Here is a 17,015-nt window from a genome sequence, read left to right as displayed (position 1 = left end):
CATTTTCTAGCGACACTTCTTCTGGAGCAGCTCATGGCTACCACGCAATCCCAGCGCCTCGGCATCTTCGCGGCCCTCGCCCTGGTCATGGCCGCCACGCGCGTGCATATCTCGATCCTGCACCACGACGTGTGGGACGCCTCCTGGGGCGTGTTCTTCCTGGCCGGCTTCTGGCTGCGCGGCTCGGCGCGCTGGGCCTTCCCGCTGCTGATGGCCGGGGCGGTGCTGGCGGATTACTTCGTGATCACCGGCCAGGGCATCGATTTCTGGCAGCACTACTGCGTCTCGGCCGGCTACTGGTTCCTGGTGCCGTCGTATTTCGCGCTGTGGATGGGCGGCAGCTGGCTGGCCGCGCGCAAGCCGGGCCTGAACCTGCGCGGCCTGGGCCTGGCGGCGGGCGCCCTGCTGCTGAGCTGGGCGGCGTGCTACGTGGTGTCCAACGGCAGCTACTACTGGCTGAGCGCCACCGTGCCGCAGCCGCGCAGCTTCGCGGCCTGGTTCGCCAACCTGGGCGACTGGTACCTGTTCTTCCTTCAGACCACGGCGCTGTGGGTGGGCCTGGGCCTGGTGGTGCACGCGCTGGCCACCCAGCTGGCGCGCACGCTGGGCCAGGCGGACCATTCCAAGCTGACGCGCTGAGCGCCGCGTGGGCAACCGTCTTTCCAAGATCTATACGCGCACCGGCGACGACGGCAGCACCGGCCTCGGCGACGGTTCGCGCGTGCCGAAGGATTCGCTGCGGGTCGCCGCCTACGGCACCGTGGACGAACTCAACAGCAGCATCGGCATGGTGCTGGCCAGCGATGGCGTGAGCGACGACGTGCGCGAAGCGCTGACCCAGGTGCAGCACGACCTGTTCGATCTCGGCGGCGAGCTGTGCATTCCCGGCATGGCGATGATCGACGACCGTGACATCGACCGCCTGGAGCAGGTGCTGGACGGCTTCAACGAGCCATTGCCCGCGCTGAAGGATTTCATCCTGCCCGGCGGCGGCATGGCGGCTTCGTGCTGCCACCTGGCGCGTACGGTGTGCCGCCGCGCCGAGCGCGAGGTGATCGCGCTGGCCCGCGTCGAGGACGTGCGGCCGCAGGCGCAACGCTATCTCAACCGCCTGTCCGACCTGCTGTTCGTGATCTGTCGCGTGCTGGCGCGCGCCGGCGGCCACGGCGAAGTGCTGTGGCAGCACGAGCGCCGCCGCAAGCCCAGCGCCAGCTGAGCCGCCGCATGCTGCGGCTCTATACCCATCCGGCCTGCCTGCAGCACGATCCCGGCGAAGGCCATCCCGAATCCCCTTCGCGCCTGCGCGCCGTGCTGCGCGCGCTGGACCACGACCGCTACGCCGCGCTGGACCGCATCGAGGCACCGCGCGCCACGCGCGAACAGCTGCTGCGCGTGCACAGCGCCGAACACGTCGAGCGCATCCTCGCCATCGCCCCCGCCGAAGGCAGCACGGTGCGCTTGGACGAGGACACCGTGATGTCGCCCGCCTCCGCCGAAGCCGCCCTGCGTGCCGCCGGCGCCGCGGTGGCCGCGGTGGACATGGTGATGGCCGGCGGCGGACGCGCCTTCTGCGCCGTGCGTCCGCCGGGACACCACGCCACGCCGGATCGCGCGATGGGCTTCTGCCTGTTCAACAACGTCGCCGTCGCCGCCGCGCACGCGATCGCCGAGCACGGCCTCAAGCGCGTCGCCATCGCCGATTTCGATGTGCATCACGGCAATGGCACGCAGGACATCTTCGAGCGCGACGGCCGCGTGCTGTTCGTCTCCAGCCACCAGTCGCCGCTGTATCCGGAGACCGGCCGCGAGGACGAGCGCGGCGTCGGCAATATCGTCAATGCGCCGCTGGCGGCGGGCGAGGGTTCCTACGCCTTCCGCGAGCTGTGGGAAGGCGCGCTGCTGCCGAAGCTGTATGCGTTCAAGCCGCAGCTGGTGCTGGTCTCGGCCGGCTTCGACGCCCACCGCGCCGACCCGCTGGCCCAGCTGGAGCTGGGCACCGAGGACTACACCTGGATCACCGGCCGCCTGGTCGACCTGGCCCACGCGCACGCCGCGGACCGCCTGGTGTCGACCCTGGAGGGCGGCTACGACCTGCAGGCCCTGGCGGCCAGCGTCGGCGCGCATGTCGCCGAGCTGATGGCCTGAGTTCTTACGAATCCGCTTTTTTGCGAACCCGCGTCTTTACGAGCCAGCCGGTTCGAAATCCAGCGCCGCCGAATTGATGCAGTAGCGCAGGCCGGTCGGCTGGGGGCCGTCGGGGAAGACGTGGCCCAGGTGCGAATCGCAGTGGGCGCAGCGCACCTCGATGCGGCTCATGCCGTGGCTGTCGTCGGCGTGCTCGATCACCGTGCCGGGCTCGATCGGCTGGAAGTAGCTCGGCCAGCCGGAGCCGGAGTCGTACTTGGCGTCGGAGCCGAACAGGCGGTTGTGGCAGGCCGCGCAGACGTAGGCGCCGGCTTCGGCGTGGTGGTACCACTTGCCGCTGAACGGACGCTCGGTGGCGGAACAGCGGCAGACGGCGTACTGCTCGGGGGTGAGCTCGGCGCGCCACTCGGCATCGGTCTTGGTCAGCTTGGTCTCGCTCATGCTGAATCCTCAGGCTTGGGGATGGGGGATTGCCTGCCGTATATGGGGTCTTTCTGCTAGCTTAACGACCTTTCCGAAACCAGCAGACCGCCATCGTGACGCTCAAGCCGACCTCGCGCCACCTGCCCCCGCGCCGCCTGCTGGCCGTCGCCGCGGCCCTTGCCCTGATGGGCGGCCAGGCCGAAGCCCAGTCGACCTCCGACGGGACCCAGGGCGGCGAGAACCAGACCCCCGACACGCCGTCCTGCCCGCTGGGTTCGTTCCACTGCAAGCCGCGCCCGCTGAACTACACCATGTGCCGCCCGAACGCGCTGCTGGAGTTCTACGACCCGGCGCTGCCCAAGGACACCAGCCTGCGCGACACGGCCAATACCGAGGTCTATGCCGAGCAGGTCGACAGCTCCGACCAGACCGTCTACCACCTGCAGGGCCGGGTGCTGCTCGAACGCGCCGACCAGAAGCTGCAGTCGGACACCGCCGACTACAACAGCGACAGCACCGACTACGACGCGCGCGGCAACGTGCGCTACCAGGAAGCCGGCCAGCTGTTGAACGCCGAGCATATCCGCGGCAATACCGGCACCAGCACCGGCATCGCCGACACCGTGCGCTACCAGATGCTCGCCTCGCGCGGCAACGGCACGGCGCAGCAGGGCCAGATGCTGGACGCGCAGCGCACCCACTATTCGCGCGTCAGCTATTCCACCTGCGACGTGGGCCATCACCTGTGGGAAGTGCGCTCGAAGGATCTGCGCATCGACAAGGAAACCGGCGTGGGCACCGCGCACGGCGCCACCATGCGTTTCGCCAACGTGCCGTTCATGTACCTGCCCTACTTCACCTTCCCGATCGACGATCGGCGCAAGAGCGGTTTCCTGTATCCGACCTTCAGCAATTCCAACCGCTCCGGCACGATGCTGGGCATACCGTATTACTTCAACCTGGCGCCGAACTACGACGCCACGGTGGAGCCGCGCCTGTACACCGAGCGCGGCCTGATGATGGCCGGCGAGTTCCGCTATCTGAACCTGATCCCCGGCACCACCGGCCAGCTCAATATCGAATACCTGCACAACGACCGCGGCGCCAACGATCCGGACAGCGTCGAGCAGACCAAGGGCGACGACCGCTACCTGGTGAAGTTCAACGACCAGTCGCACCTGGTCGGCCCGTGGACCTTCGTCACCAGCATCAACCGCGCCTCGGACCGCAACTACCTGCGCGACTTCGGCAACGACCTGTACACCTCGGCGATCGGCACCTTGAGTTCCAGCGCCTACGTGGTCGGCGGCGGCAACTGGTGGACCGCCACCTTCGGCGCGGACAGCTACCAGAACGTCGACCCGACGCTGCCGGACACCGCGGTGCAGTACAAGCGCTGGCCGCGCGCCACCTTCAACGTCAACCTGCCGCTGCAGAAGTGGCTGGAATTCGGCGCCAACACCGAGGCCGTGGCGTTCCGCAAGGACGACGTGGTCGAAGGCAACCGGCTGGACCTGTACCCGTACCTGGCGGCCGATTTCCGCGGCGCCGCGTGGTACGTGCGGCCGAAGGTGGCCTATCGCTACACCGCCTACGAGCTGAGCGGCGGCTACGACCGCTACGGCTACTACGCGCCGCTGGCCGCGGGGCAGACCTCGCCCTTCAACAACCGCTCGCCGAGTCGCTCGGTGCCGATCACGAGCCTGGACACGGGCCTGGTGTTCGACCGCCTCACCACGCTGTTCGGCAAGGGCTATACGCAGACCCTGGAGCCGCGGCTGTACTACCTGTACGTGCCGTACCGCAACCAGAACAACCTGCCGCTGTTCGACACCAACCTGATGTCGTTCGACTACTGGCAGCTGTTCTCGCCGAACCAGTATTCCGGCGCGGATCGCCAGATGAACGCGAACAACGTGACGGCGGCGCTGACCACGCGCCTGCTGGACGACAACGGCGTGGAGCGCCTGTCGGCCAGCATCGGCCAGATCCGCTACTTGAACCAGCAGCGCGTGCAGCTGCCCAACAACTACAACACCTCGGCCCCGCCGACCGACTGGTCCGGCTCCAACTACGTGGCCCAGCTGAACATGCAGCTGGACGACAACTGGCGCGTCAGCACCCAGTACCAGTGGAACCCGCACCAGCGCCAGCAGGGCGGCACCGACATCACCGGCAAGGCCTATTTCGTCGGCCGCAGCACCGACCTGGCAGCGTTCAGCGTGCAGCGCCGGATCGGCACCGACGGCATCATCAACTTCTCCTACCGCTACCGCCGCGGCCTGCTGGAACAATACGACGCCTCCGCGGTCTACCCCGTCTCCGAACGCTGGCGCCTGGTTGGCCGCTGGACTTATTCGGTGATGGAAAAGCGGACGGTGGAAGCGCTGGCCGGCGTCGAATACGACAGTTGCTGCGTCGCGGTGCGCGTGGTGGGCCGCCACTACGTCAACACCTACAACTTCGCCACCACCAACGCCCGCGCCAACAACGCCATCATGTTCGAGCTGCAGTTCAAGGGTCTGGGCGCCTTCAACGGCCAGACGGAAGGGGTGCTGCGCCGTGGTATCCTTGGCTATCAATAACTTCCCGGTCGCCAGAGGCGATTGAAGGTCCCAAACGTAATGAAACAGCCTCTCGCGTTGTTCCTGCTCGCGGTCGCCACCGCGGCCGTCGTTCCCGCCCACGCCCAGCTGCTGCCGGGGACCCAGGGCAATCAGCCGCTGGACCGCATCGTGGCGGTGGTGGACGAGGGCGTGATCCTGCAGAGCGAACTCAATGACGCCGTGCGCTCGGTGCAGCAGCAGTACGCCAGCCAGCCGGGCCAGCTGCCGCCGCTGGACGTGCTGCAGCGCCAGGTGCTGGACCGCCTGGTGCTGATGAAGCTGCAGGTGCAGAAGGCCGACGACCAGGGCATCCGCGTCTCCGACGCCGACGTCGACCAGGCCGTGGGCGCCGTGGCCCAGCAGAACAAGATGTCCGCCGACCAGCTGCGCGCCGCGGTGGAACAGGAAGGCTCCAGCTTCGCCGCGTTCCGCCAGCAGCTGCGCGAGCAGCTGATCGCCCAGCGCCTGCACGAGAGCGTGGTGCGCGATTCGGTCAACGTCACCGACAGCGAGATCAACAACCTGCTGGCCAGCCCGACCTACAAGGCCGGCGAGATCCACCTTGCGCACATCCAGATCGGCGTGCCTTCCGGCGGCGACGCGGCAGCGATCGCGACCGCGCAGAAGAAAGCCGAGGAAGCCATCAAGGCGGTTCAGGGCGGCATGGATTTCAAGGCCGCGGCGATCCGCTTCTCCGACGCGCAAGATGCGCTCGAAGGCGGCGACCTCGGCTGGCGCCGCATGGACGAAGTGCCGCCGGCCTTCGCCGATGCCGTCGCCGGCATGAAGGTGGGCGACGTCAGCGCGGCCCTGCGCGGCCCGACCGGCTTCCACATCATCAAGCTGATGGAACAGCGCGCGCCGACCCGCCAGGTGGTGCCGGAATTCCACGCCCGCCAGATCCTGATCAAGCCCAGCGAGATCGTGACGCCGGAGCAGGCCCGCCAGAAGGCCGAGGACCTGTACAACCGCATCACCAACAAGCACGAGGACTTCGCCAAGCTGGCCAAGGACGAGTCCAAGGACAACACCACCGCCAACAACGGCGGCGACATGGGCTGGTTCCCGCAGCAGGCCTGGGGCACCACGATCGCCCAGCAGATCGGCGACCTGAAGGACAACGAGGTCTCCAAGCCGTTCCAGAGCGAAGCCGGCTGGCACATCATGCAGCGCCTGGGCGTGCGCCAGAGCGATCTCACCGACCAGATCGCGCGCGACCAGGCCCGCCAGGCCATCGGCAACCGCAAGGCCGAGCAGGCCTACGAGGACTACCTGCGCGAGATGCGTTCCAACGCCTACGTCAACATCCTGGTGCCGGAACTGCGCGACCCCGCGCCGGGCAAGTCTTCCTGAGGGATGCCTTGAACGCGGTCGCGCTCCCCCGGCTCGCCGTCACCGCTGGCGAACCGGCGGGTATCGGCCCCGAACTGCTGATCCGATTGGCCGCCACTCCGCTGGCGGCCAATTTCATTGCGGTCACCGACCGCGGCCTGCTCGAGCGCGCCGCGCGCCGCTGCGGCAGCCACATCGAACTGATCGACGACGACGGCGCCCCGCTCGCCGCGCGCCAGGCCGGCACGCTGCGCGTGCGGCATATCCCGTTGGCCGCCGAAGAGCGCCCGGGCCAGCCCGATCCGCGCAACGCCACGCACGTGCTCACCACCCTGGCCGAGGCCGCGGACGGCTGCATGAGCGGCCGCTACGACGCCGTGGTCACCGCGCCGCTGCAGAAGGCCTCGATCAACGACGCCGGCATCCGTTTCAGCGGCCACACCGAATTCTTCGCCGAGCGCAGCCGCAGCGACGTGGTGATGATGCTGGCCAGCCCGGAGCTGCGCGTGGCGCTGGCCACCACGCACCTGCCGCTGGCCGCCGTCCCCGCCGCGATCACCGCGGACAGCCTGGCCCGCACGCTGCGCATCGTGCATGCGGAGCTGCGCGACAAGTTCGGCTTCGCCGCGCCGCGCATCGCGGTGCTGGGCCTGAATCCGCATGCCGGCGAAGGCGGGCATCTGGGGCGCGAGGAGATCGACACCATCGCGCCCGTGATGGAGACGCTGCGCGCCGAAGGCCTGCAGCTGCTCGGCCCGCTGCCTGCCGACACGGCTTTCGTGCCCGCGCAGCGCGCCGGCTACGACGCGGTGCTGGCGATGTATCACGACCAGGCGCTGCCGGTGCTCAAGAGCGAAGCCTTCGACCGCACCGTCAATCTCACGCTCGGCCTGCCCTTTATCCGCACCTCGGTGGACCACGGCACGGCGCTGGACCTGGCCGGCAGCGGCCGCGCCGATCCATCCAGCCTGATCGCCGCCGCCCGCATGGCGCTCGAGCTATCTGCCCGCCGCGCCGCACGCGGCTGAGCCCGCTTTCCGGAATGCCATGAACGCCCGTCCCAAGAAAAGCTTCGGCCAACACTTCCTCCACGAGAAGCGCTACATCGAGCGCATCGTCAGCTCGATCGCGCCCAAGCCCGAGGACGTGGTGGTGGAGATCGGCCCCGGCGAAGGCGCGCTGACCCTGCCCCTGCTGGCCGCGGCCGGCAAGCTCACCGCGATCGAACTCGATACCGACCTGATTCCCGGCCTGCAGGCGCGCGCGGATGCAGTGGGCACGCTGCGCATCGTTCACTCCGACGTGCTGAAGGTGGATTTCACCGCGCTGGCGCGCGAACTCGGCGCCGAGCGCCTGCGCATCGCCGGCAACCTGCCCTACTACATCTCCAGCCCGATCCTGTTCCACTGCGTGGATCACGCCGAGGCGATCCAGGACATGCACTTCATGCTGCAGAAGGAAGTGGTGGACCGCATGGCCGCCGAACCCGGCAGCAAGGTATATGGACGTCTATCCGTGATGCTGCAGCTGGCCTGCCGGGTCGAGCCGCTGTTCACCGTGCCGCCCGGCGCGTTCCGTCCGCCGCCGAAGGTGGATTCGGCCGTGGTGCGGCTGGTGCCGCTGCCGCCGGAACAGCGCCACGACGGCGATCCGCAGCGCGTATACGCCATCGTCAAGGCGGCCTTCGCACAGCGGCGCAAGACCCTCGGCAATGCCGTGCGCCAGCTGATGGACGCGGCCGCGATCGAAGCGGCCGGCATCGACCCGAAGGCGCGCGCCGAAACCCTCGCGCCGCTGGACTTCGTCCGCCTGGCCAAGGTGCCAACCGCGGTGTGACAACCTGCCGATGCCAGCGGCGGCGGGCAAGCGCGGTTCAGGCGCACGCGTTCAGGCTTGCTCCATGCGTGTCGGCAAGCCTTACAATCCGGTCATGACCGAGAAAGCCTCCTACACGATCGACGTGCAGGTCGAAACACGCTTCGTCCCCGATCAATCCAAGCCCGGCGACAACCGCTATGTGTTCGCCTACACCATCACGCTGCATAACGCCGGCGACATGCCGGCGCGCCTGATCGCCCGCCACTGGGTGATCACGGATGCCAACGGCAAGGTGGAAGAAGTGCGCGGCGAAGGCGTGGTCGGCGAGCAGCCGTGGATGCGTCCCGGCGACGACTACGAGTACACCTCCGGCGCCGTGCTGGAGACCGCGGTGGGCATCATGGAGGGCAGCTACCAGATGCTGGCCGACGACGGCACCCATTTCGAGGCCCCGATCGCGCCCTTCACCCTGTCCATTCCGCGTACGCTGCACTGATGGCTACGTATGCGATCGGCGACGTACAGGGCTGCCTCCCCGAACTGCAACGCCTGCTCGACAAGCTGCGCTTCGATCCGGCGGCGGACCGCCTGTGGTTCTGCGGCGACCTGGTCAACCGCGGCGGCCAGTCGCTGGACACGCTGCGCCTGATCCACGGCCTGCGCGAGCAGGTGGTGCTCACCCTCGGCAACCACGACCTGAGCCTGCTGGCCATCGCGCAGCGGCGGCCGGAAGCGCAGTCCAAGGTCAATCCGGAACTGCGCGAGGTGCTGTTCGCGGACGATGCGCCGGTGCTGTTCGAGTGGATGCGCTCGCAGAAGCTGATGCATCACGACGAGGCGCTGGGCTGGACCATGGTGCACGCCGGCCTCGCACCGATCTGGACGCTGCGGCAGGCACTGCGCTGCGCCCAGGAGGTGGAGCGCGAACTGTCGAGCCCGCGCCACGGGCGCATCCTGAAGAACCTGTTCGGCAACCGGCCGGCGGGATGGTCGAGCCGGCTGCAGGGCATCGAGCGCATGCGCGCCTCGATCAACACCTTCACACGGATGCGCTACTGCGACATCCACGGCCGCATCGACTTCGAAAGCAAGGACATCCCCGGCACGCAGAAGCCGGGCATGTATCCGTGGTTCGAGGTGCCGGGCATGAAACGCCGCGAGTCGCGCATCGTATGCGGGCACTGGTCCGCGCTGGGGCGTTTCGCGGGGCTGGGCATCTACGCCATCGACACCGGTTGCGTGTGGGGCGGCAAGCTCACCGCACTGCGCCTGGACAGCGAAGAGCCGCAGTACATCACCGTGGATGCCGAACCCCATCGCAAGCGGATGCCGGGCGAGGACTGAGCTGCGCGGCGCAAGGCGGCTCCAACGAAAAAGGCGGCCATGGGCCGCCTTTTTCGTTCGATGCCGGGCAGGCTCAGTTCAACTGGCCATGGCAATGCTTGAACTTCTTGCCCGAGCCGCAGGGGCATGCATCGTTGCGGCCGACCTTGGGACCTTCGTTACCCGCGGCCACCGCCGCGCTGAGGGCACCCGCGGCCACGGCTTCCGGATCGGCGCCCAGCGCCGCGGTCGGCGCGCCGCCGCCGGTGGCCTGCATCTGCCGCGACAGGCGCTCGGCCATGCGCTGCTGCTCGGCTTCCATCGCGGTGACTTCGTCCTCGCTGCGGATGCGGATGCGCGCGAGCATCTGGATGACTTCGGTCTTGATGCGGTCGAGCATGCTGGAGAACAGCTCGAACGACTCGCGCTTGAACTCCTGCTTGGGCTGCTTCTGCGCGTAGCCGCGCAGATAGATGCCCTGGCGCAGGTAATCCATGCTGGCCAGGTGTTCCTTCCAGGCGTTGTCCAGCACGCTGAGCATGATGTGCTTTTCGAGCTGGCGCATGGTGTCGGTGCCGATCTGCTCTTCCTTGGTCTTGAACAGGTTCTCGACCGCCTCGCGCACGTGCTCGAGGATCATGCCGGCATCCATGTCGTTCTGCTTCTCGACCCAGTGCTTCACGTCGACCGACAGGCCGAACTCGCTTTCCAGCTCGCGGTCCAGCGCGGGGATGTCCCACTGGTCGTCGATGCTGTCGGCCGGCACGAAGCGGCGCACCAGGCCCGTGACCACGTCGTCGCGGATGTCGGCGATGGTCTCGGCGATGCTGTCGGTTTCCAGCAGTTCGTCGCGCTGCGCGTAGATCACCTTGCGCTGGTCGTTGGCGACGTCGTCGAATTCGAGCAGGTGCTTGCGGATGTCGAAGTTGTGCTGCTCGACCTTGCGCTGCGCCTTTTCGATCTGGCGGCTGACCATGCGGTCTTCCAGCGCCTCGTTTTCCTTCATGCCGAACATGCGCATCCAGCGGCCGACCCAGTCGCCGGCGAAGATGCGCAGGAGGTTGTCCTCCAGCGACAGGTAGAAGCGCGAGGAGCCCGGGTCGCCCTGGCGGCCCGAACGGCCGCGCAGCTGGTTGTCGATGCGGCGGGATTCGTGGCGCTCGGTGCCGACGATGTGCAGGCCGCCGGCTTCCAGCACCTGCTCGTGCTTCCTCTTCCACTCGATCTTGATCTTGCCGCGATCGACGTCGGTGGCGGTCTCCGGCAGCGTGGCCACGGCCGCTTCCAGGCTGCCGCCCAGCACGATGTCGGTACCGCGGCCGGCCATGTTGGTGGCGATCGTCACCGAACCCGGCGCGCCGGCCTGGGCCACGATGTGCGCCTCGCGCTCGTGCTGCTTGGCGTTGAGCACTTCGTGCGGGATCTTGGCCTTGCTGAGCAGCTTGGACAGCAGCTCCGACACCTCGATCGAGGTGGTGCCCACCAGCACCGGCTGGCCGCGCTTGTGGCAATCGGTGATGTCCTCGACCACGGCGTCGTACTTGGCCTGCTGGCCGAGGAAGACCATGTCGGCGTTGTCCTTGCGGATCATCGGCTTGTGGGTGGGGATCACCACCACTTCCAGGCCGTAGATCTGCTGGAACTCGTACGCTTCGGTGTCGGCCGTACCGGTCATGCCGGCCAGCTTCTTGTACATGCGGAACAGGTTCTGGAAGGTGATCGTCGCCAGCGTCTGGTTCTCGCGCTGGATCTGCACGCCTTCCTTCGCTTCCACCGCCTGGTGCAGGCCGTCCGACCAGCGGCGGCCCGGCAGCGTGCGGCCGGTGAATTCGTCGACGATCACTACTTCGCCGTCGCGGACGATGTAGTCCACGTCGCGGTGATAGATGGCGTTGGCGCGCAGCGCCGCGTTGAGGTGGTGCACCACGGCGAGGTTCTTGGAATCGTACAGGCCGGTTTCGCTTTCGATCACGCCGGCGCGCTGCAGCAGTTCTTCGGCGTGCGACATGCCCTCTTCGGACAGGTGCACCTGCTTCTGCTTCTCGTCGACGAAGTAATCGCCCGCGGAGTCTTCCTTCTCCTGGCGGATCATCTTCGGCACGATCTTGTTCACCGCGAGATACAGCTGCGGCGAATCCTCGGCGGGGCCGGAGATGATCAGCGGGGTGCGCGCTTCGTCGATCAGGATCGAGTCCACCTCGTCGACGATGGCGTAGTGCAGGCCGCGCTGGTAGCGCTGGTCCTTGCTGGAGGCCATGTTGTCGCGCAGGTAGTCGAAGCCGAACTCGTTGTTGGTGCCGTAGGTGATGTCGGCGGCGTAGGCCTCGCCCTTGTCGGCGTGGTTCATGCCCGGCCACACCACGCCCACGGTCAGGCCGAGGAAGTTGTACAGCTTGCCCATCTGGGCCGAGTCGCGGCGGGCCAGGTAGTCGTTCACGGTGACCACGTGCACGCCCTTGCCTTCCAGCGCGTTGAGGTACACCGGCAGGGTGCCGACCAGGGTCTTGCCCTCGCCGGTGCGCATTTCGGCGATGCGGCCCGAATGCAGCACCATGCCGCCGATCATCTGCACGTCGTAGTGGCGCATGCCGAGCACGCGCTTGGCGCCTTCGCGCACCACGGCGAAGGCTTCGGGCAGCAGCTTGTCCAGCGGCTCGCCGCCGGCGAGGCGCTGCTTGAACTCGTCGGTCTTCGCGCGCAGCTGGGCTTCGCTGAAATTTTCGAACTCGGGCTCGAACGCATTGATGCGGGCGACAGACTTGGAAAGCTGCCGCAGCACGCGTTCGTTGCGGCTACCGAAAAGGCTGGTCAGGGCGCGATTGAGCATCGATCTTCCGGATCTGCGTGAGTCGTAAACGCCCACCGCATGACAACGGGCGGGACGAAAGGATTGATGATACTAGGGTCGCCGGGCGATCCCAAACGAAAGCCGGGCCGGGGTGTTCTCCCCAGCCGGTGGCCCGCAGTGGCCGCAACCTTTTGCGGCAGACCCCGTCATCCTTCCCGGTGCCATGTCTGGCGGCTCCGAGGGAGCGTTTCAAGAGGCCTCGGCACAGCGAGGCCTCGAACCGGCGCGGCTTCAGCGATGATTGCGCACGTAGGCGAGCGGATTGACCACGTTGCCCTTGTACCAGACCTCGAAATGCACGTGCGAGCCGGTGGAGCGGCCGGTGGAGCCGGCCTTGGCGATCACGTCGCCCACGTGCACGCGCTGGCCCGGACGCACGATCAGCGAGCTGTTGTGGGCGTAGCGGGTCATGTAGCCGTTGCCATGATCGATCTCGATCACGTCGCCATAGCCGCTGCGCAGCCCGGCGAACGTGACCATGCCTTCGGCCACCGCGTGTACCGGCGTGCCGGTGGGCGCGGAGATGTCCAGGCCCGTGTGGTACGCCGCGTGCCCGCTGAACGGATCGGGGCGGCCACCGAAATAGGAGGAAATGTAGCCTTCGACCGGCATGCCGGTGGGCTTGAGATTGGATTCGATCTTGGCGTCGAGCAGCAGGCTCTGCAGGGCGTAGAGCTGCGCCTGCTGGCTGTCGAAGCGGTTGGCGAGCTGGTCGATGCCGCTGTCCAGCGCCTGCGGCAAGGCATAGGCGCTGTCGTTGACGTCTTCGACGCCGCCGACGGGGGGCTGTTCGTCGAAGTTGAATTCGGTGCTGTCGAGTTTGCCGACCTGCGCCAGGCGCTCGCCCAGGGCATTCAGGCGGGTGGACTGGGCCTGCAATTGGCCGAGCTTGGCGGCGAGCGCATCGATATCGCGTTGTGCGTCCTTGCGGACGTCGCCGAGCTGCACGTTCTGCTTCGACACCTGCTGATGCAGCTGGCTGATTTCCGCCAGTGCGCGATCACGCGGACTAGCTACCGCCAAGGCCACCGTGGCGCCCAGCGCCGCGCAGGCCAGCACCGCTGCGACTGCCGTTGCCACCAGCCGATAGCGCAAGCGCCGGTCGGCCAGATCGAAGGTTTTCGGCACCCGCTTGGTGCGTGACACGAGTATGATTTGCATGTTTTTCCACGTCGAAGATGTCGGCACCCATGCAGCGCGACGTTCCCTACGCTTCCCGCCGCACCGGCTCAGGACCGAAATCCCTTACCGAATGTGGCCCCTTCGCCAAGCTGGCTCGCAAGGCCAGTGAGCTGGAGGCGTTGGATCGTGCACTGCGCCAGACGCTGCCGTCACCGCTCCGCGAGCAGGTGAGATTCGCCAACCTGCGCGACGGCCGTCTTGTATTCCTGGCTCCTTCGCCGGCGCTGGCCTCGAGGCTTCGTCTTATGCAGACGCAAATCCTCGCTGCCGCGCATGCCATTGGCGTGCGCGCCGGATACCTCACCGTGAAAGTGGCCCCCCTACCACCGGCTGAAACCTTGCCGGATCGGTCAAAACCGCTTTCGCCCGCTGCCGCAGACCATTTGAAGGCCGCGGCGGTCTCGCTAACAGACCCCGAATTGCAGCGTCTGTTCCTCGAGCTGGCGTCCATCGCCGAAACTGCTGATTCCCGCAAACCGGGCGGCTGAGTTCGACTCGCCCCCCTGTCCAGACCATTCATCCTGCTATCGCCAGCGGCCAGGTCGCCCGCATGCCCGATCGGCAGTGGCGGGTTTATAGCATGGCTCCACGGTCACGTAAGACGTTGACATCCTCAATACGTGAGTCGTGCCAGGACCAAGAGGCGAGGTATATCACAAAACAAACGGCCGCGTCCCTGGAGACGCGGCCGTTCAGTTTGTTCAGCTTCGCGCGGAGGCGAGGGCTTCAGATCGCCTGGGCGGGGTGCGCGTAGGAGATCGGGGCCGTAGCGGGATCGTCCTGATAGACGACCTCTTCCCACGCGGTGGCGTCGGCCATCAGCGTGCGCAGCAGCTTGTTGTTGAGCTCATGGCCGGACTTGTGCGCGTAGTAGGCGCCGATCAGGCTGTGGCCCAGCAGATACAGGTCGCCGATGGCGTCCAGGATCTTGTGCTTGACGAATTCGTCCTCGTAGCGGAGGCCATCTTCGTTGAGCACGCGGTAGTCGTCCAGCACCACGGCGTTGTCCATCGAGCCGCCGAGCGCCAGGTTGTGTTCGCGCAGCATCTCGATATCGCGCATGAAGCCGAAGGTGCGCGCGCGGCTCACTTCCTTCACGAACGAGGTGGTGGAGAAATCGATCTCCGCCTTCGACGTGCGCTTGCTGATGATCGGGTGGTTGAACTCGATCGAGAAGCCGACCTTGAAGCCTTCGAACGGCTCAAAAGTGGCCCACTTGTCGCCGTCCTGCACCCTGATCGGCTTCTTGATGCGGATGAAGCGCTTGGCGACGTTCTGTTCTTCGATGCCGGCCGACTGCAGCAGGAATACGAAGGGACCGGCGCTGCCGTCCATGATCGGCACTTCCGGTGCAGACAGGTCGACGTAAGCGTTGTCGATGCCGAGGCCGGCCATCGCCGAGAGCAGATGCTCCACGGTGGAGACGCGCACGTCGCCGTTGACCAGGGTGGTCGACAGGCGCGTGTCGCCGACATTGTCGGGACGGGCGGCGATGTCCACCGGCGGATTGAGATCCGTGCGGCGGAACACGATGCCGGTGTTCGGTGCGGCGGGGCGGAGCGTCATGTAGACCTTGTCGCCGGTATGCAGACCGACGCCGGTGGCCCGGATGATGTTCTTGAGCGTACGCTGCTTGATCATTTTTTTGGTACCTGCAAGGGGCAGCAGCCAACAGGGGACGGATGCTAACACAGTCTTAACCACTGAAAATAGCAAACCGGCCCGTACAGTCTGTTCACGCTTTCATGCCAGTTTCATCCTTGTGAACAGCAGAAGGCGCACCAGACGGCGAAATACCTCAATTCCGTCAGCTAGTTAGGATCGACACGACGCCCGCACCGGGACGGGAAATCCGGTGGCGGGCGTCGGACCGGGCCGGGCGGAAATACCCCGGTCAAGTCGTGCGTCATCCCGGACGCACAGTCCTGTCATGTTCCTCCAGGAGCAAACGGACTGGCGTCAGCACACTCCCCCGCCTGGGGCGGGAGAACGCACAAGCGGCAAACTTTGCAGCAGCCGCAAGGCACGTAATGTGACTGACAAGTCAATCTGACGTTTGTTCACTCCTTTTTGAACATTTTTTTTCTATCTACCGAACTCAATCCGCCTGGCGGCGCAGGAAGGCCGGGATGTCCAGGTAGTCGAAGCTCGGATCGGCGCCTTTGGCCGGGGCAGCGTCGCCACGGCTGGCCACCACGTCGGGCTGGGCGTAGTCCACTACTTCGTTGCCGGTGCCGGTGCGCAGCACGACCGGACGCGGCCGCTGGCGCATCTCCACCTGCTGGGTCACTGCCTGGCGCTGCGGCTGGCGCACGGCGGCAACGCGGTTCAGGCCGGTGGCCACCACGGTGACGCGGACGTCATCCTGCATTTCCGGATCGAGCGAGGTGCCGATCACCACGGTGGCGTCTTCGCTGGCGAAGTCGTGGATCACCCGGCCGATCTCGTCGAACTCGCGCATGGTCAGGTTCGGACCGGCCGTGACGTTGACCAGGATGCCGCAGGCGCCGTTGAGGTTGACGTCTTCCAGCAGCGGGTTGTTGATGGCGGCCTCGGCGGCGGCCTGCGCGCGGTCGTCGCCGCGAGCGGTGCCCGAGCCCATCATCGCCATGCCCATCTCGGACATCACGGTGCGCACGTCGGCGAAGTCGACGTTGATCAGGCCCGGGGCCGTGATCAGGTCGGCGATGCCCTGCACCGCGCCCAGCAGCACGTCGTTGGCGGCCTTGAAGGCGTTCAACAGGGTGACTTCACGGCCGAGCACCGACAGCAGCTTCTCGTTCGGCACGGTGATCAGCGAGTCGACGTGCTGCGACAGGTCCTCGATGCCCTTCATCGCCACCTGCATGCGGCGGCGGCCTTCGAAGGGGAACGGCTTGGTGACCACGGCCACGGTCAGGATGCCCTTTTCCTTGGCCAGCTGGGCCACCACGGGTGCCGCACCGGTGCCGGTGCCGCCGCCCATGCCGGCGGTGATGAAGACCATGTCCGCGCCTTCGAGCATTTCCTCGATGCGCTCGCGGTCTTCCAGGGCGGCCTGACGGCCCACTTCCGGGTTGGCGCCTGCGCCCAGGCCCTTGGTGACATTGGCGCCGAGCTGCAGGTGGGTACGCGAACCGCAGCTCTTCATCGCCTGCGAATCGGTGTTCGCCACGACGAATTCCACGCCCTCGATGTTGGCGCCCAGCATGTGGGCTACAGCATTGCCGCCGCCACCGCCGACGCCAATGACCTTGATGATCGCGTTAGGTGCGAGTTTTTCGACCAGTTCAAACATTTCCCGTCCTCCGTAGTGCTTTCGTTGTCGTTGTAACCCGCGGGTTCCGCTCCTTGCGGTC

The 17,015-nt window shown here is 66.8% G+C and carries 15 protein-coding genes; 10 read left to right on the top strand and 5 right to left on the bottom strand.

What is annotated here, in order from left to right:
- The first annotated feature begins 33 nt into the window (after positions 1–33).
- From AB4083_RS07595 to AB4083_RS07585, 3 genes are read left to right on the top strand one after another with little or no spacing between them, the layout of a single operon-like run.
- The gene (locus tag AB4083_RS07595; RefSeq protein WP_441607163.1) at positions 34–639 is read left to right on the top strand and encodes a hypothetical protein; all 606 of its coding nucleotides are present in this window, start codon (positions 34–36) and stop codon (positions 637–639) included.
- A gap of 7 nt (positions 640–646) precedes the next feature.
- Positions 647–1,216, top strand: coding sequence for a cob(I)yrinic acid a,c-diamide adenosyltransferase (locus AB4083_RS07590; RefSeq protein WP_441607162.1), 570 nt, complete (start codon positions 647–649; stop codon positions 1,214–1,216).
- An 8-nt stretch (positions 1,217–1,224) separates the two neighbouring features.
- Positions 1,225–2,145 (top strand): histone deacetylase family protein, encoded by a 921-nt coding sequence (locus AB4083_RS07585; RefSeq protein WP_441607161.1) that lies wholly within the window; start codon positions 1,225–1,227, stop codon positions 2,143–2,145.
- Between the two features lie 36 nt (positions 2,146–2,181).
- Here AB4083_RS07585 and msrB read toward each other — a convergent pair whose 3' ends face one another.
- Complete coding sequence (gene msrB / locus AB4083_RS07580; RefSeq protein WP_441607160.1) at positions 2,182–2,586, bottom strand: peptide-methionine (R)-S-oxide reductase MsrB; 405 nt, start codon at positions 2,584–2,586, stop codon at positions 2,182–2,184.
- Between the two features lie 95 nt (positions 2,587–2,681).
- On the opposite strand from msrB, the gene AB4083_RS07575 reads away from it, so the two are divergent.
- The 6 genes from AB4083_RS07575 (at position 2,682) to AB4083_RS07550 (ending at position 9,668) form a co-directional block, all read left to right on the top strand.
- Positions 2,682–5,153 (top strand): LPS-assembly protein LptD, encoded by a 2,472-nt coding sequence (locus tag AB4083_RS07575; RefSeq protein WP_441607159.1) that lies wholly within the window; start codon positions 2,682–2,684, stop codon positions 5,151–5,153.
- Positions 5,154–5,192: 39 nt separating this feature from the next.
- Positions 5,193–6,527 carry a peptidylprolyl isomerase gene (locus AB4083_RS07570; RefSeq protein WP_441607158.1) on the top strand — a complete coding sequence of 445 codons (1,335 nt, stop codon included), beginning with the start codon at positions 5,193–5,195 and terminating at the stop codon, positions 6,525–6,527.
- Between the two features lie 8 nt (positions 6,528–6,535).
- Entirely contained in the window at positions 6,536–7,534 is a 999-nt protein-coding gene (pdxA, locus tag AB4083_RS07565) for a 4-hydroxythreonine-4-phosphate dehydrogenase PdxA (protein ID WP_441607157.1), read from the top strand.
- 19 nt (positions 7,535–7,553) lie between these two features.
- Positions 7,554–8,342: a 16S rRNA (adenine(1518)-N(6)/adenine(1519)-N(6))-dimethyltransferase RsmA gene (gene rsmA, locus AB4083_RS07560; protein ID WP_441607156.1), complete on the top strand. Its 789-nt coding sequence runs from the start codon at positions 7,554–7,556 to the stop codon at positions 8,340–8,342.
- A 94-nt stretch (positions 8,343–8,436) separates the two neighbouring features.
- Complete coding sequence (apaG, locus tag AB4083_RS07555) at positions 8,437–8,820, top strand: Co2+/Mg2+ efflux protein ApaG (RefSeq protein WP_441607155.1); 384 nt, start codon at positions 8,437–8,439, stop codon at positions 8,818–8,820.
- Entirely contained in the window at positions 8,820–9,668 is an 849-nt protein-coding gene (locus AB4083_RS07550; protein ID WP_441607154.1) for a symmetrical bis(5'-nucleosyl)-tetraphosphatase, read from the top strand. Before apaG ends, AB4083_RS07550 begins: the two co-directional genes overlap by 1 nt.
- A 73-nt stretch (positions 9,669–9,741) precedes the next feature.
- On the opposite strand, the gene secA is transcribed toward AB4083_RS07550, so the two are convergent.
- On the bottom strand, positions 9,742–12,474 hold the full coding sequence (gene secA, locus AB4083_RS07545) for a preprotein translocase subunit SecA (RefSeq protein ID WP_441607153.1): 2,733 nt from the start codon (positions 12,472–12,474) through the stop codon (positions 9,742–9,744).
- A gap of 252 nt (positions 12,475–12,726) precedes the next feature.
- Positions 12,727–13,656 (bottom strand): peptidoglycan DD-metalloendopeptidase family protein, encoded by a 930-nt coding sequence (locus AB4083_RS07540; RefSeq protein WP_441607152.1) that lies wholly within the window; start codon positions 13,654–13,656, stop codon positions 12,727–12,729.
- 29 nt (positions 13,657–13,685) lie between these two features.
- On the opposite strand from AB4083_RS07540, the gene AB4083_RS07535 reads away from it, so the two are divergent.
- Positions 13,686–14,165, top strand: a complete 480-nt coding sequence (locus AB4083_RS07535) for a DciA family protein (protein WP_441607151.1) — start codon at positions 13,686–13,688, stop codon at positions 14,163–14,165.
- Between the two features lie 238 nt (positions 14,166–14,403).
- Here AB4083_RS07535 and lpxC read toward each other — a convergent pair whose 3' ends face one another.
- Together lpxC and ftsZ are read right to left on the bottom strand one after the other, a co-directional pair.
- The gene (lpxC, locus tag AB4083_RS07530) at positions 14,404–15,318 is read right to left on the bottom strand and encodes a UDP-3-O-acyl-N-acetylglucosamine deacetylase (protein WP_441607150.1); all 915 of its coding nucleotides are present in this window, start codon (positions 15,316–15,318) and stop codon (positions 14,404–14,406) included.
- Positions 15,319–15,775: 457 nt separating this feature from the next.
- The gene (ftsZ, locus tag AB4083_RS07525) at positions 15,776–16,954 is read right to left on the bottom strand and encodes a cell division protein FtsZ (RefSeq protein ID WP_441607149.1); all 1,179 of its coding nucleotides are present in this window, start codon (positions 16,952–16,954) and stop codon (positions 15,776–15,778) included.
- Positions 16,955–17,015: the final 61 nt, after the last annotated feature.

This window comes from Dyella sp. 2RAB6, assembly GCF_052115385.1.
Classification (GTDB): Bacteria; Pseudomonadota; Gammaproteobacteria; order Xanthomonadales; family Rhodanobacteraceae; genus Dyella_D.
Note: the sequence above shows the minus strand (reverse complement) of the source record. Positions and strands in the feature narration are given on the sequence as shown.